The organism is Actinotalea sp. C106 (assembly GCF_023630195.1).
Taxonomy (GTDB): Bacteria; Actinomycetota; Actinomycetes; order Actinomycetales; family Cellulomonadaceae; genus Actinotalea.
Genome location: NZ_JALPKN010000008.1, coordinates 15,458 through 30,833 on the forward strand (window position 1 = coordinate 15,458; position 15,376 = coordinate 30,833).

8 protein-coding genes and 1 pseudogene are annotated in these 15,376 nt (G+C 71.7%); 5 read left to right on the top strand and 4 right to left on the bottom strand.

Annotated elements, in window-relative coordinates; translation table 11 throughout:
• Positions 1 to 8: 8 nt before the first annotated feature.
• Complete coding sequence (locus L0B03_RS19470; protein WP_250443043.1) at positions 9 to 1,103, bottom strand: NucA/NucB deoxyribonuclease domain-containing protein; 1,095 nt, start codon at positions 1,101 to 1,103, stop codon at positions 9 to 11.
• Between the two features lie 535 nt (positions 1,104 to 1,638).
• On the opposite strand from L0B03_RS19470, the gene L0B03_RS01275 reads away from it, so the two are divergent.
• Both L0B03_RS01275 and L0B03_RS01280 read left to right on the top strand, forming a co-directional pair.
• Positions 1,639 to 4,554, top strand: a complete 2,916-nt coding sequence (locus L0B03_RS01275; RefSeq protein WP_250443047.1) for an immunoglobulin-like domain-containing protein — start codon at positions 1,639 to 1,641, stop codon at positions 4,552 to 4,554.
• A 131-nt stretch (positions 4,555 to 4,685) separates the two neighbouring features.
• Complete coding sequence (locus tag L0B03_RS01280; RefSeq protein WP_250443050.1) at positions 4,686 to 8,213, top strand: family 43 glycosylhydrolase; 3,528 nt, start codon at positions 4,686 to 4,688, stop codon at positions 8,211 to 8,213.
• Positions 8,214 to 8,325: 112 nt separating this feature from the next.
• On the opposite strand, the gene L0B03_RS01285 is transcribed toward L0B03_RS01280, so the two are convergent.
• Both L0B03_RS01285 and L0B03_RS01290 read right to left on the bottom strand, forming a co-directional pair.
• A complete protein-coding gene (locus tag L0B03_RS01285; RefSeq protein WP_308199974.1) occupies positions 8,326 to 8,763 on the bottom strand; it encodes an NUDIX domain-containing protein in 438 nt (145 codons plus the stop codon).
• Between the two features lie 100 nt (positions 8,764 to 8,863).
• Entirely contained in the window at positions 8,864 to 11,554 is a 2,691-nt protein-coding gene (locus L0B03_RS01290) for a LamG-like jellyroll fold domain-containing protein (protein WP_250443055.1), read from the bottom strand.
• A gap of 503 nt (positions 11,555 to 12,057) precedes the next feature.
• Here L0B03_RS01290 and L0B03_RS01295 point away from each other — a divergent pair.
• The 3 genes from L0B03_RS01295 to L0B03_RS01305 all read left to right on the top strand — a co-directional run bounded on the left by L0B03_RS01295 (position 12,058) and on the right by L0B03_RS01305 (position 15,021).
• Positions 12,058 to 12,678 (top strand): hypothetical protein, encoded by a 621-nt coding sequence (locus L0B03_RS01295; protein ID WP_250443058.1) that lies wholly within the window; start codon positions 12,058 to 12,060, stop codon positions 12,676 to 12,678.
• 44 nt (positions 12,679 to 12,722) lie between these two features.
• Entirely contained in the window at positions 12,723 to 13,781 is a 1,059-nt protein-coding gene (locus tag L0B03_RS01300) for a DUF916 domain-containing protein (protein WP_250443060.1), read from the top strand.
• A gap of 214 nt (positions 13,782 to 13,995) precedes the next feature.
• Entirely contained in the window at positions 13,996 to 15,021 is a 1,026-nt protein-coding gene (locus tag L0B03_RS01305) for a LacI family DNA-binding transcriptional regulator (protein WP_250443063.1), read from the top strand.
• A gap of 18 nt (positions 15,022 to 15,039) precedes the next feature.
• Here L0B03_RS01305 and L0B03_RS01310 read toward each other — a convergent pair.
• Positions 15,040 to 15,376, bottom strand: a pseudogene (locus tag L0B03_RS01310) (enoyl-ACP reductase); the annotation flags it as partial.

The following is a 15,376-nucleotide window of genomic DNA, read 5'->3' on the forward strand; positions in this document are numbered from 1 at the left end:
TCAGGGTCTCACCCGGGAACAGGGGACAGCGTGCTGTTGCACCAGGCGAGAGTGGGGAGCTGCTGCTCACGTGGCAGGCCGGGCCGTTCGGGGAGCGGGACCACCAAGAACTCCTCGCCGTCGCTCACGTCACACCCAGCTCCGCTGTAGAAGGCTGCGAGCTTTCGCCCTTGGCCCTGGTTCTGGTCCGAGTCGAGCACGCGCAGGTTGACGGGTGGACTCGCTAGTGCACCGCCCTGCTGGGTCGATGCGAACGGGAACTCATCGCAGTCCAACACCCCGGCCTCGCGGCCAGCGCAAGCGGGGTGGTCCCGCAGCCACGTCCGATCGTTCGGTGGATGCCTGCGGTTGAGCTCAACCCAAGCGGGGTACCTACCTATCGCCTCGAGGTCGTGCTGGGTGGGTTCGGGGGTGTCGGACCGACCGCTGAAGAAGATCGGGGTGTCGCCGTTGCAGCGTTGCATCGAGTCAGTTCCGGCCCGGGTCGCCAGGGCCAAGCACTGGGTGACAGCGACGCGCTTCTCCTCGGGCGTCAGAGCGGTCGAAGCGGCCCGGTCGGCCTTCCGCACGATCTTCCAGATGTTGTCGGGCAGGGTCGGCGGGACTGGGCGCGGGTCCTGGGGACCCTCGGGGTCGCCGAGCCACGGGGGCGGGGAGGCCGGTGCGGTTCCCGCACCGACGAACTCGAGGGCGAGCTGCTGAAGTGCTTGCCGTCCGCCGGCTTTGAGCATTGCCGAGAGCACCGACCGCCATGTGGCGTTCCCGGCCGCGACCGCCGCCTCACAGGCCAGCACGTGGTCGGGCACCGAGGACCCTGCCGTGTGGGTGCCGGGAGAGAACAGCGCAGCTTCGCAGGCCATCCGATGTGTGACGGCGCCGGCCGCGAGCGCAGAGGCGAGGGCGTCGATGTCGATCGCCATTCCCACATCGATGACGCTCGCCCCCGGTGCCAACGGTAGGGCCCCAGGCTGGGGCGTCGAAGCTCGTACCGCCCCAGGGGAGACGCCGTTGACGGCGGTCGCCGAGGTGTAGGTGTACTCGGTGCCCCCGGCGCGGGTGTCCTGGGCCGTAGCACGCCAGGACTGCCCATCACGTTCGATCACGATCTCGGTATAGGTGCCGCCTGTGGGCCGCCAACCCCAGCCCGCCAGGTCGGACACCTCAAGACCGTCGAACCTGTTCCTGTTGTCGAACGCCGACCACCACTGCATGGCCGTGATCAGGTTGCGCAAGCTGCTCTGCGTCGCTGCGTCATAGGGCGAGGCCGCCTGGGCTGGTGTCGCTACCAGCCCCAAGGCGATCGCTGCTGCGGCTATCGCCGCGACGAAGGTGTGCCGTCTCATGAGATGCCCCCCAACTCAGATGGAAACGCCCCGGCCGCCACCCGCCTCGGTCGAGGCGATCGGGTCATGGCAGATCGTGACAAGGACCAGCCAAGCAGCGTGACTCGGCCGTGCGCATCGGCCGGACGAGTGACCCGGTCAGGTCGGTGCGGGGACAGGGAGAAGCCGCTCGTACCCCGCGGATCCCTTGACGGCGCACCGGCCCCCTCATAACCTGGCGAACGGCATGTTCTCGCTAACATCGCCGAGCCAGCGTCGGTCAACGGTGACCGGTGCGCGACGCAAGGGATCTGCAATGGGGCACCTCAAGCACGCGGCGACCGCAGCACTGGCCACGGTATCCGTGGCCCTGCTCGGTGCCTTCGCACCGGCGGCCACCTCCGTGGCGGACGACGGCCCTGCGCCGCTGATCCACTACACCTTCGACGAGACGACCGGCACCACGGTCACCGACGCGAGCGGCAACGGCTACGACGCCACCCTCCAACGCACGGGCGCCCAGGTCACCGGTGGTGTGCTCAGCCTTCCGGGCGGCAGTGCGACCGCGGCCCCCTACCTCGAGATCCCGGCGGCAGGGCTCGTCGGCCAGCAGGACCTGACGATCTCCGCCTGGCTGAACCCCCGGTCCGGGGCGGGCAACACCGCCGCAGCCTTCATCGGCGCCCCGGTGGCCAGCGGCGCGCAGCACTCCACCGGCTACTGGCTGCTCAACCCGACCAACCCGAGCGGCTACGTGAAGTCCGTCACCACCAACACGGTGAACGCGACCTCGCCGTGGACCACCGAGGTGGGTCCGGGGAGCACCAACGCCGCGACCAGCGGCACCCGCACCCCCGCCGGGATGGCGCTGTACACGACGGTGATCGACGGGACGAGCGGCCAGCTCAGCGTCTACGTCAACGGCGCCCCGGTCGGTCAGGCGGCCATCACCCGCGACGTCTCGGACTTCGGCAGCGAGCTCGTCGCCTACCTCGGCCGCTCCACCTACGCCGACGCCGGATGGAACGGGACGGTCGACGAGCTCGCCGTCTACGGCCAGGCCCTCGACGCCGCGCAGGTCGGCGAGCTCTTCGCCGGCCAGGCGATCGACAAGGCCGTGGCCTCCCTCACCCTGCCGAGCACCACCACCGCTGACCTGACCCTCCCCACCCTCGTCTACGGCACGACCGTGACCTGGGAGTCCGACGACCCCGCGATCCAGGTGGACGGTGGGACGGGCGTCGTGACGCGCCCCGCCGCAGGCAGCGGGACCGCGACCGTCACCCTGACGGCGACCTTCACCGCCGGGGAGTCCACCCGGACCGCGACCTACGTGGTCGAGGTCCCCGAGGACGCCGCCGCGTCGGACAAGGCGGCCCAGGACCTCGCCGCCCTGCAGCTCGACGGCCTCGACGACATCCGGACGAACTTCTCCGTGCCGACCACGGGCGAGCAGGGATCGACCATCGCCTGGTCGGTCGCGGCCGACGACGCCAACCACGCGACCGTGCGGGACGGGGTGACGCCGACGTCGCGCACCATCGCGGTGGAGCGGCCAGCCGCAGGCACGGACCCCGTGGAGGTCGTCCTGACGGCCACCGCCACCAACGGCGAGGCCAGCGAGGCACGCGAGTTCTTGCTCCGTCTGCGGCCGATGCCCACCGGCGCCGACCAGACCGACGCCTACGTCTGGGCCTTCTTCACCGGCGAGGGTGACGGGGCCGAGCAGGTCAGCCTCGCGGCCTCGCGCGGCAACGACGCCCTGGCCTGGAACACGCTCAACGACGGGCAGCCCCTCTTCGTCTCGGACGAGGGGACCGAGGGTCTGCGCGACCCGTTCATCATCCGGGCCCCCGAGGGTGACCGCTTCTACATGATCGCCACCGACCTCAAGGTGGCCGGGCTGTCCGGCGGCTTCACCACGGCCCAGCTCTCCGGCTCGCTGCACATCGAGGTCTGGGAGTCCGACGACCTGGTCACCTGGTCCGAGCAGCGCCACGTCAAGGTCTCCTCGGACTACGCGGGCAACACCTGGGCCCCCGAGGCGTTCTGGAGCGACGAGCTCGACACCTTCGTCGTGTTCTGGGCGTCCAACCTGTATCCGACGACCAACCCTGCCGAGCGCAGCGCGGTCACCTACAACCGGATGATGTACGCCACCACGGACGACTTCGTCACCTTCTCCGAGGCCCAGCCGTGGATCGACGTCCGTCGGGGTAGCGGCCGGGGCATGATCGACTCCACCGTCGCCCAGATCGATGACACGTACTACCGCTTCACCAAGGACGAGGCGTCGATGACCATCCGCGCCGAGAAGTCCACCGACCTGCTCGCGACCGTGAGCGGTTCGCTCCCCGACAGCACCGGCCCGGCCGACGAGTGGACCCTCATCAAGGAACGGATCGCCACGGGGCTGCCCAACGGCGAGCCCGGCGGGACCTTCACCAGCGGTGAGGGCCCCAACCTGTTCCGCGCCAACGACGGCGACGTCAACGACCACGACTGGTTCCTGTTCATCGACCAGCCCGACTACCACGGCGGCCCGAACTACTACATCCCCTTCGGCTCGGACGACCTGGACGACGGCGACTCGTGGGAGCCCGTGGGGACCAAGCTGCGCGAGAACCTCCCGCAGAACGCCGACGGCGGCAAGCCACGTCACGGCACCGTCATCCCGGTGACCCGGGCCGAGTACCAGAAGGTCCTCGAGGCCTACGCCCCGGCGATCGCTGTGGCCTCGGTCTCCGCGATGGAGGTCACCACGTCAGCAGGCGTCGCACCGACGCTGCCGGACGCGGAGCTGACCATGGCCGACGGCTCGCAGCAGACCGTGGACGTCGACTGGGCGGAGATCGACCCCGCGAGCTACGCCGTCCCGGGCACCTTCACCGTGGCAGGCGTGGCGCAGGACGACTCCCGGATGCCCGTCGAGGTGACCGTGGTGGTCGAGGCCGGTCCGGCCCTCGAGGTCATCGCGGACACCCGCTGCGTGGTCGGACGGGTCGTGCTGACGACCACCGTCACCAGCTCCGCCGATGATGCGGTCGATGCCCTCGTGGAGACCCCGTACGGCTCGAGGACCATCTCGCTCGCCGAAGGGCGCACGGCCACGACCGCGTTCACGACGCGCGCCGCCTCCACGCCTGAGGTGACCGTCGGGGTGACGGCCACGGCGGCCGACGGCGGCTCGACCACCGTCCAGGCCTCGACCCCGCCCAGGGCCTGCGGGTGACGCCGCAGACCGGCAGCTGAGGGAGCGGCGGCGGCCCTGACCCGGGCCGCTGCCGTCCCCTCGTGCGTGCATCGGCCGCCTCCGGTGGCCTCTGACCGACGACGTTCAGACCCCACAAGTAGGAGAGTCACATGCATCTGTCCTCCCCACGGCGCGCGGTAGCGGCGCTGACCGCGCTCGGCGGCATGGTCCTCGGGCTCGGAGTCACGGGCGCGCAGGCCGCGGCCCCGGCCGACGTCCAGGCCGCGGTGCCACCCGACGGGCTCGTCGCCGAGTACCTGTTCGACCAGGCCTCGGGCGCCACGGTCACCAACACCGCGCCGGGGTCCGCCCTGGGCGAGGCGACCGTGCGCAACGTGCAGGACGCGGACTGGACCGGCACGGCCCTGACGCTGCGGGGCGGGGCCAAGACCTCGACCGGCAACTGGGTCGAGCTCCCCGAGGACCTGCTCGCCGATGCGCCCGCTGCGACCGTCGTCGCCGAGGTCAAGGCCTCGGCCGCGATGCTGAGCAGCTTCCACTTCCTGTGGAACGTGGGGAACGACTCCTCCGACACCGAGTACTTCTTCGCCTCGCTCAACTGCGGCGAGGGACGCTCGCCGCTGGTCGGGATCAAGGCCGGCGGGGTCGAGCAGCTCGTGCAGTCCGGCTCGTGCGGGGTGACCGCCGACCAGTGGGTCAACGTCGCCTCCGTGATCGACGCCGACGGCACGGCCTCCCTCTACCTCGACGGCGTCCTGGCCGGGCAGGGCACGGTCGACGCGGCCCCCGCCGACATCACGGACCAGTCGCTGAACGCGATCGGCCGCTCGCCGTGGCCCGACGCCCTGTTCGAGGGCGCCATCTCCTCCTTCCGCGTGTACGACCGGCCGCTCGACGACGAGGAGGTCGCCGCGGTGGCGGCCGAGGACGTCCTGCCCCACGAGGACGAGCTCCGTGCCCAGGCGCAGGGAGTCCTCGACGGCCTCGACCTCACGGACCTCGAGACGAGCGGCGACATCGACCTGCCCACCGCCTCGGGTCGCGTCACCTGGACCTCGAGCGACCCGGAGGTCGTCGCGCCGAACGGTCTGGTCACCCCGCCCCTGGAGGGCGAGCCCGCGGCCGAGGTCACCCTCACCGCGACCGTGACGATCCGCGGCTTCAGCGCGAGCACCGACATCACCGTGACCGTGCAGCCCTCGGACGAGACCGCGCAGGACAGGGTGGACCGGCTGGCCGAACGCTTCGTGATCCCGCCGGTCCTCCGCTCGGGCGACGCTCTGCCCGTCGCCCCCGACGGGGCCACGGTCGAGGTGATCGGCGTGAGCGGTGACCTCGAGGTCGGGGACACGATCGTGTCCTCGGGCGAGGAGGCCGTCGACGGCCAGATCGCCGTGCGGATCACGGACACCGCGTCGGGGCTCACCGCCGAGCGGGAGTTCGCGGTCCAGGTGCTGCCGGGCGAGGGCTCACCCCTGCTGCTGGCATACCACCGCAACGCCACGACCTCCGCGGAGGCCAACAACGCCGACATCGCCCTGAGCATGCACCTGGCCCTCGAGCAGGAGGACGCGTGGACCCCGCTCAACGAGAACTACGGGATCTTCTTCCCCCGCACCGCCTCCACCCCGCCGGCGAGCGGCACCACCGAGAGCATCCTGCGCAGCCTGCGTGACCCGCACGTGTTCTACCTCGCCGACGGCAGCTTCGGCGTCGTCGCGACCCGGACCGCCCGGGGCGGCGGCTCGGACGGCACCCAGTCCGGGCAGATGCTCCTCGCCCGCAGCACCGACCTGCTCTCCTACGAGGAGGTCGGGATGGTGGACCTGGGGGTCAGTGGCGGCGTCAACGGCCCGGCCGTCGTGTGGGACTCCGCCGCCGAGCGCTACGTGGTGACGTGGACCTCCGACGCCGGACGACCGAGCTACACGACCTTCGCCGACCTGACCGACCCCGCCACGCGCGGACCGGTGCTGAGCGGCACCGTCGCCGCGACGGCCGGCGTCGACGAGGCGGCCGTCCCGGACTACGCCGCCGGCAACGCCCTACCCGTGAGCGGCGACATGGCCCAGGCCCTCGACGTGCGATTCGGTCGGGCGGTCAACACCGGGATCGGTGCGCTCGAGGGCGTCGAGGTCGCTGCGGGCACCGCGCTCGAGGCCGGTGCGCTGCCCGGGCGGGCCGAGCTCGCCTACAGCGACGGCTCGACGTCCACCCGGGCCATCGCCTGGGACGAGGACTCCCTCGCCGCGGTCGACACCTCGACCCCCGGGACCTACGAGGTCACCGGCACGGTCAAGCAGCCCGAGTACCCGACGCCCTTCGCCGACGAGCGGGCCGACCCGTCGATCTTCCGCTTCGACTGGAACGGCCAGACGAAGTTCCTGATGATCGCGACCGAGGACCTCAACCTCAACCCGATCAACCCGGCGAACGGACCGCACATGCCGTTCCGGGTCGCCGACACGATCGACGACCTCTCCGACGACGCGATCCGTGAGGGCCGCAACACCGAGATCGACCTGCTGACCGCCGGCGACACCGACGCCGAGGGCGACGTGATGACCGGGTGCTTCTGGGCCCCCGAGCTCCACGTGATCGACGGCAGGCTCTCGGTGCTGTTCATGCCTTGCTACGACGGGTCGAACGGTCAGCCGGACATGTGGACCGGGCGAGCCAGCATCATCCAGCTCGAGCAGGACGCCGAGGGCAACGACCTCGACCCGGCCGTGCCGGAGAACTGGACCAAGGCCGAGAAGGTCGTCCAGGCCGACGGCAGCATCCTCAACCCGATCCAGGACATCTCCCTGGACATGACCTACTTCGAGGACTCGGGGCAGTCGTACTACTCCTGGCAGATGCTCGGTGCGGTCTTCATCGCCGAGATGGACCCCGCGGACCCGACGCGCATCACGTCCGAGCCCGTGCGGATCATCGCCCCGGAGTACGCCTGGGACAACACGATCGCCGAGGGGCCGAACGTCATCGCCCACGAGGGCACCCTGTACATGATCTACTCCGGCTCCCTCGTCGGTGACACGTATACGACGGGCCTGGCGACGGCCACGGCCGGGGAGGGCGTCGACCTGACCGACCCTGCCGCCTGGACCAAGCTCAACTACCCCGTCCAGAAGTCCGGGGTGTTCAACGGCGAGTGGCAGCTCGGTACCGGGCACGGCATGTGGTCCTTCGACGAGGACGACAACCTGCTCTACGTCTTCCACGCGCGGACCGACAACCGGGGCCTGAGCGGGCGCGACACCTTCGTGCGCCGCGTGCACTGGGCCGCGGACGGGATGCCCGTCTTCGACCAGGAGGGTGACGAGGAGGTCGCCCCGGAGAACCGGACCGTGTCGGTGACCGTCACCGTCACGGGCACGGGCGGCCCCACGGTCGACGTCGTCGCCTCGGTCGGTGCCCGGTGCGTCGTCGGCAGGGTGGTGCAGACGGTCACGCTGCGCAACGACGACGACGTGACCGCGTCGGTGACGAGCACGTCCCCGTACGGGACGCGCACCTCGTCCCTCGAGCCGGGGGCGAGCGTCTCCCACGCGTTCAGCAGCCGGCTGCCGTCCATCGAGGCGGGGACCGTCACGGTCGACGCCGAGGCCACGGTCGACGGCCAGAGCGTCTCGACCTCCCAGGAGGTGGCGTTCGACGCGGCGACCTGCTCGTGACACCAGGCGGGGTACCGATGCGCCGGTGATGACCTCGAGGGCAGGGCCGTGGACGGCCCTGCCCTCGAGGTCGCGGCGCGCTACCGCGGCACCGTCGCCCCGGCCGCGGTCATCACCCTGGTGGGGACGTAGACGCCCGTCCCGCTGAACGGCCGAGCACGCGACTCAGGAGGCCGACGTAGGAGGGATGCGCGAGAGACACGCTCGCCAGCTGTGCTGCTGTGAACCAGCGGAGCTCGTCGTGCTCGTCGGGGGCCGCGTTCTCCGGGGTCCCCGCCCAGACGCTCACGCGCCACACGTCCAGCACTAGGTCGCCCGCTACGCCGCTGTTCGCGAGGCGGATCCCCTCAGGTCCGTGAGCCACCTGGACCACGACCCCCAGCTCCTCGCGCAGCTCGCGGTCCAGCGCAGCCCGGCTTGACTCACCGGCCTCGACGTGACCGCCCGGGAGATCCCACACGCCCGGGAACGAGGAACGCGACGCACTCCTCAACCCGAGAAGCACCTGATCGTCAGCGACCAGCGCACCGGCGACGACGTGAACGGTCACACGGCCGACCCTAAGCCCATGGCCTGCGCCTCGATCCATGGTCCAGGAACGACGCGAAAGGCCCGCCCGGAAGTGCCGGACGGGCCCTTCGCGCTGGCCGTCAGTCGCAGCGGGCCGCGCCGTAGGCGGCCGTGCTGGTAGCGGTCGCTACCTCCGCCTCCGCCGTGACCGTGACGGCCCCCGCCTCGATCGACGCCTGGCGGGTCGAGACGGCGACCGACGCGCTCCTTCCTGCCTCGAGTGAGCCGATCGTCCGGGCCCCGTGGTCCGTGGTGACCGTGGCGCTGACCGGGACCTCGCCCTCGTTCGTCACCCGGACGGCGAGGACGACCGACCCGGCGACGCACCGCGTCTGGGCCACCACCCCGACGTCGGGCGCCGCGGCATCGGCGACCACCACGACCTCGGCCTCGACGACGACCGCGGTCGAGCTGTACGGCTCGCGGTCGGGGGCGTCCCAGGCCGTCGAACCGCCCGCACCGACCCACTGGTTGAGGTTCGCGCCGATCGTGCGCGCCGTGCCCGTGACCCGGTAGGACCCGGCGGTCGTGCGGTCCACGGTGGTGAGGTCCCAGTCGACGGGCCGCTCGGCCGTGCCTCGCCCGTAGGCGAGGGTCACCTCGGCGGAGCCGGGCAGGGCGGCCCGGATCACGTCGTCGTCGGCGTGCTCGGCCACCTCGATGCTGCCCAGGTCGGTGGTGACCGCCCCGGTCGCGTCGGCCGCTCGGAGGTTCGCGTAGAGCTCCCCGGTGAGGGGGATGATCCCGCCGTGCTTGGTGCTCGGCGCCATGAAGAAGCCCGGGCTGTCCAGCACGGTCCACCCCGCATCGAGGTCGGTCGTCACCATGGGGCGGTACCCGGTGGTGGGGATGACGTCGACGTACAGGTACCAGCGGTCCTCGCCGTGGGCCTTGAAGATCGCGGGGCCCTCCACGCCTCCCGGGTCGTCGCCCGCCCACGACGCCCCGATGGTGGTCTGAATGGTCGACCACGACGCCGACGGCTCCCACCACCGCGGGTCCGTCGTGGACTCCATGTACAGGCCCTTGCCGTCGGAGTTGTCCTTGGTGACGCGGTAGGTGGTCCCCTCGTGCTGGGTGATCGTCGTGTCGATCGTGTTGCCCCCCTCGTCGATGAAGACCCCGCCGTACTCGTAGGTCTCCTGCGTGAAGTCGGGCGTCGCGCCCCACAGCACCCGCGAGTAGGTGGGCCCGGTGTGCTCCGGGTCGGTGTAGACGTTCGAGGACCAGTACAGGACGAACGCGCCGCTGCCGTCCGGGTAGTAGTCCTCGACCCAGGTGGCCTCGGGGGCCCAGGCCATGCCGAGCTCGGCCGGGGTGGTGCCGTCGGCGTCGAGGGCCACGTCGACCTGGCGCACCTCGCTCCACGTGATCAGGTCCGGTGACTCCCAGACGTTGAGCTTCGTGCTGCCCTGCGAGCTCCAGTGGCACCACTCGACGCAGCTGCCCGTGCCGCGGTCCCCGCCGAACACCCGCAGGTCCGTGGCGATCACGTAGTACGTCCCCGTCTCGGGGTTGTACGTCAGGTACGGGTCGCGCACCCCGGTGGTCCCCAGGTGGGACGCCAGGACCGGCTCACCACCGTTGAGCGGGTCCCACTGCTCGGGGTCGTTCCCGCGGGAGACGTCGAGGTAGATCTTCTCGGCGTACCCGGCCGAGTCCTCGATGAAGTGCACCATCGCGTACCCGAACGGCTCGTCGGCCGCGGGGTTCGCGTGCACCGTGACGGGGACCTCCTCGGTGACCTGGGCGCCACGGACCGTTGCCGTGGCCGTGAGGCTCGTCGAGATCGGGTCGGCTCCGGCGGGCGGCTGCTCGGCGGTGACGGTCACGCCGTCCTCGTCGACGACCAGCGCCGGGTCGGCCGAGGTCCAGGTGACGCGCCCGCCGTAGCCGGGCAGCGTCGTGACGGGCTCGTCGATCGTCACGGGGGTCACCCGGTCCAGGACGGCCTGCGCCGCGGCCTCGTGGGTCGAGGCGTGGATGGCGGCGTCGGCCGTCGAGACGGCGGCGACCTCGGCGGGGCTCAGTGCCCGGTCGTAGACGCGGAAGGTGGACACCTCACCACGGTAGAGAGGGTCGTCGTAGGGCGCCCGACCGATCGTGCTGAGGGACTGGTCGGTGATCGACGCCGGTGTGAGCGTCGTCGCCGTCGACCCCACGGGCTCGCCGTCCACGTAGAAGGTCAGGCGCCCCGCCTCGCCGTCGAGCACCGAGGTGAGGCTGTACCACCGGTCGGCGTCCAGGGGGCTGCCCGCGCGGGCGTTCGCCTCCCCGCCGCCCCCGCCCGTGGTGATCGCGGTGCGCGCGGCGTCGCGGACCGAGGCGAAGTAGTACTGGGTCGTGGAGTCGCTGCCGATGTTCCACAGGAAGTTCCAGCTGCTCTTCATCGAGGCGTCGAACCTGGTCTCGATCGTCACGGTGGCGGAGGACCGGTCGACGAGGAGCTCGTCGGGCAGGTGAACCCAGCTGCCGGGGCCGCTCCTGGCCCCGCCGCTCAGGACCAGGGAGGACCCCGTCCACAGCTCGTCGGTGCCGTTGACCACGGTGGCGGCGCCGACCGTACCCCCTGTGGTGCTGGGAACGGTGTCGCCCGAGGGCTGGTCGAACACGTACTCGGCGACCAGTCCGGCGCGAGGAGCCTCGAGGGGCTCGGCGGCGACACCCGTCGCGGTGAGCGGCAGGAGGGCGGCCACCAGCACGGTGGAGGCCGCAGCGGCGAGGCCGGCCCGGGGGCGGCCTCGAGAGGGTGGGGCGGTGTGGCCTGTCACGTCAGCTCCTTCGCTGTGTGTGGCACGTGCCGACCGGCGCGAGGCGCCCGCCGGCCGCGGCGGGAGGTCGAGCACCGGACGTCCCGCACGGGCGGACCCGGCTCGTGGATGTTAACGCTCACCACCGCGGGTCACAAGAGCCGTGACCGTGCGAGCGCCGACCGTCCTCGCAGCCCACAGCCGCGGGCGACCACCGCGCGCACACGGGTGACGGGCGCCCTGACCGCAGGGGTTGTTCTCGCTAACAGGTAGCGCTAACCTCGCAGACGGCGACACGTCCACGTCGGATCCAGCGCAAAGGTGCCTGATGCTGAAGACGCACTCCATCTCGCCGTCCGCGAGCTCTGGGCCGCGGTGCCCGGCCACGACGACGACCTCGCCGCAGCGGCGTTCTCCGGGCGCAAGCCCGCGACCGAGGCGCTGACCACCCCGACGATCGGAACGTCCGTTCGTCAGCGAACTCGGACCCGCACTGGCGCTGGACCGGGGAATGGAGAGAAGCGATGGACACAAGGAGCGTGCTGGCCCGCACCGCCGTCGGGGCTGCTGGAGGACTGCTGCTGGTCGGCGTCGGCGGCGCTGCGATGGCTGACGAGCTCGGGCAGGACGAGGTCGACGTCAACGTCGAGATCGAGGAGCTGGCCCCCGTCGGTGAGCTGGCCATGACGGTCGCCTCGGACTCGGCCACCTTGACCGAGGTCGACTCCGACGAGCTCGACGTCCGCGAGTTCCGCGGCGTGCTGCCGACCGTCACCGTCACCGACGACCGCGAGGAGCTGCCGGACCAGGCGTACTGGTACGTGGTCGGGCAGTCCTCGGCCTTCATCGGGCCCGGCGAGGAGTCGATCGACGCCGGTCACCTGGGGTGGGCGCCACGCCTGCTGACCGAGGCTGACGGCGAGGTCGCCGAGGGCGAGCAGGTCAACACCGTGCTCGACGAGACCGCGCCCAACGTCGGCCTCGTCAGCGAGGAGCTGCTCGCCCTCGCCCTCGATGCCGGCGAGGCCCGGCCCGTCGGTACCTGGGAGGCGAACGCCGACCTCTTCCTCAAGACGTCCACCGACGTCACCCCCGGCAGCTACTCCGCGACCCTCACGCTGACGCTGTGGGACGACGTCTGGTGAGCACGCCGTCCCGCCCACCTCGGATGTCAGGTCAGGACTAGCTCGTGCCCAGGTTCCACGCCCCTGCCGTCGCCCTCCGCGCCCTCGTGGTGCTCGTGGTCGCGTCAGGTGCTCTCGTGTCGTCCTCCGCCGCCGCGCTCGCGGCTGCGGAGGACGACACGACCGAGGTCCGCTGGTCGGTGCGGCCCGCGGACGCGTCGGGCCCGGACGGCAGGATGGCCGTCGAGCACGCCCTCGACCCCGGTGAGAGCGTCGGGGACTCCCTGGCGGTGCGGAACCTGAGCGTGGTCGGGGTGACGTTCCAGCTCCGTGCGGCCGACGGCTTCACCACGCGGACCGGGCGTTTCGACATGCTGCCTTCCGACCAGGAGTCGGTGGCCGCAGGCACGTGGATCACCCTGCCCGAGCAGGTCACGGTGGGACCGGGCGAGACGGCGCTCGTCCCGTTCACGATCGCCGTGCCCGAGGCCGCCGAGCCCGGTGACCACGCCGCAGGCATCACCGCCTCGGTGTCCTCGGTGCAGTCCGACGGGGACGGGGCGCAGGTCAGCGTCGAGAGCAGGGTCGGGCTCCGGGTCCTCACCCGCGTCAACGGCGAGATCGCCCCTGCGGCGACGGTCTCGGGTGTGGACCCCGGGTACGAGGTCCGGTGGAACCCCGCCCGCCCCGGCAGCGCGACCGTGACCTTCGACGTCGTGAACGACGGCAACACCCGGCTCCTGGCCGAGGGCTCCGTGGCTGTCGGTGGTCAGGAGACGGTGTTCCCCAGCCAGGAGGCGGGCCGCCAAGAGCTCCTCCCCGGTGACTCGCGCACGTTGTCCGTCGAGGTGGACGGCGTGTGGCCCCTGGTGTCCCTTCCGGTCACGGTCGAGCTCGATCCCGTCGTCCTCACCGTCGACGGGTCGACGACGGACATGGCCCCGGTCACGGCAGACGTCCGGATGTGGGCCGTGCCATGGCCGCAGCTGCTCGTCCTGCTCGGTCTGGCTCTCGTGGTCTACGCCGCCGTCGGGAACCGTCGGCGCCAGCGTCGTCGGCTCGACACCCTCCTCGCCCGTGCCCGCGACGAGGGGCGCCGCTCGGTCTCGGTGCCCGTCCCATGACTTTCGGTCCACGGTCCTCCCGCCCGTCCACCGTGGTCGCCGGGCGGGTGAAACTGGTGCGCAGAGCCCCCTCACCTGTCCCGTCCGCCTGCCCCCCTGCCTACACTGCTGAGAGCGATGGTGGGGTGGCGTCGCGATCAGTGGCCGTGACGAACGGCCACGTCGGGACGGCGCCACACCGGTGGACCGCCCGCCAGGGCAGGAGTGACCGGGGATGGCCGAGCAGACGACGCGCAGCGTCCGACAGCAGCGGCCCAGCATCTACGACGTTGCAAAGGTCGCCGGGGTCTCCCACATGACGGTCTCCCGCGTGCTCAACGGCCACCCGAACATCCGCGACTCCACGCGCACCAAGGTGCTCCAGGCCATCGCGGAGACGAACTTCACGCGCAGCTCGATCGCCAGGGCGTTGGCGACCCAGCGGACCATGCGGATCGGCGTCATCGTCGACGCCCCCGTCCAGTACGGCCCGAACAGCACCCTGCGCGCCCTCGAGAGCGCCGCTCGGCGAGCGGGCTACGCGATCAGCGCCTTCTCCCTGTCGGAGGACGAGGACCACCAGATCGAGAGCGGCCTCGTCGAGCTCGTGCCGCAGGGGATCGAGGCGCTGTGCGTGATCGCGCCGCGCGCCTCCTCCCTCGACGTGCTGCGCCAGCAGAGCCTGGGTCTGCCGACCGTGGTGATCAAGGCCGAGCCCGAGGCAGCGATGCACACCGCGGCCGTGGACCAGCAGGCCGGCGCGGCACTGGCGGTCTCGCACCTGATCGAGCTCGGGCACCGCCGCATCATGCACCTGGCCGGACCGTTGGACTGGTACGACGCCCGCGGGCGGGAGCAGGCCTGGCGCGAGACCCTCCTCGCGGCCGGGCTGCCCGTGATCGAACCGGTCGTCGGGGACTGGACGTCCGGGTTCGGGCACCACGTCGGTTCGACCTACGACTTCTCCCAGACCAGCGCCGTCTTCGTGGGCAACGACCAGATGTCCCTCGGGCTGCTGCACGGTCTGGCGAGCCGCGGCATCCGCGTCCCGGAGGACGTCAGCGTGGTGGGCTTCGACGACCTCCCCGACGCCGCGCACTTCCTGCCACCGCTGACGACCGTGCGGCAGGACTTCGCCGCGCTGGGGGCGCTCGCCCTGGAGATGGTCCTCGCCGCCCTCGAGGGCGACTCCACCACCGGCCAGGAGATGATCGCCCCCGAGCTCGTGGTCCGGGAGTCGACGGCACCTCCCTCGCGCTGAGCAGCGCCCGGCAGCGGGCTACCGGGAGGTCGCCTCGTAGGTGTGCCCCGCGGCGCGCAGCCGGTCGATCAGCACGTCGCCGATCCCCGCGGCCGGGGTGAGGGAACCGGCCCGGTCCGGCAGGGCGTCGTCGTCGTGCGCGAGGGCCAGGGCGGACTGACCGAGCATGACGGCGGTCGCGGCGTAGCCCGGGTCGCCCGGACCGGCGGCGACCGCCAGGTACTGCTTGCCGGTGGTGGTGACCGCGCGGAGATCGGTGCGGAACCAGCCGTGACGGCGGGTCTCTTCGTCGGGTCCCGTGCCTGCGGCCGGCAGGACGCGGTCGAGCAGGGCGCGGGTCGGCGGCAGGGCGAAG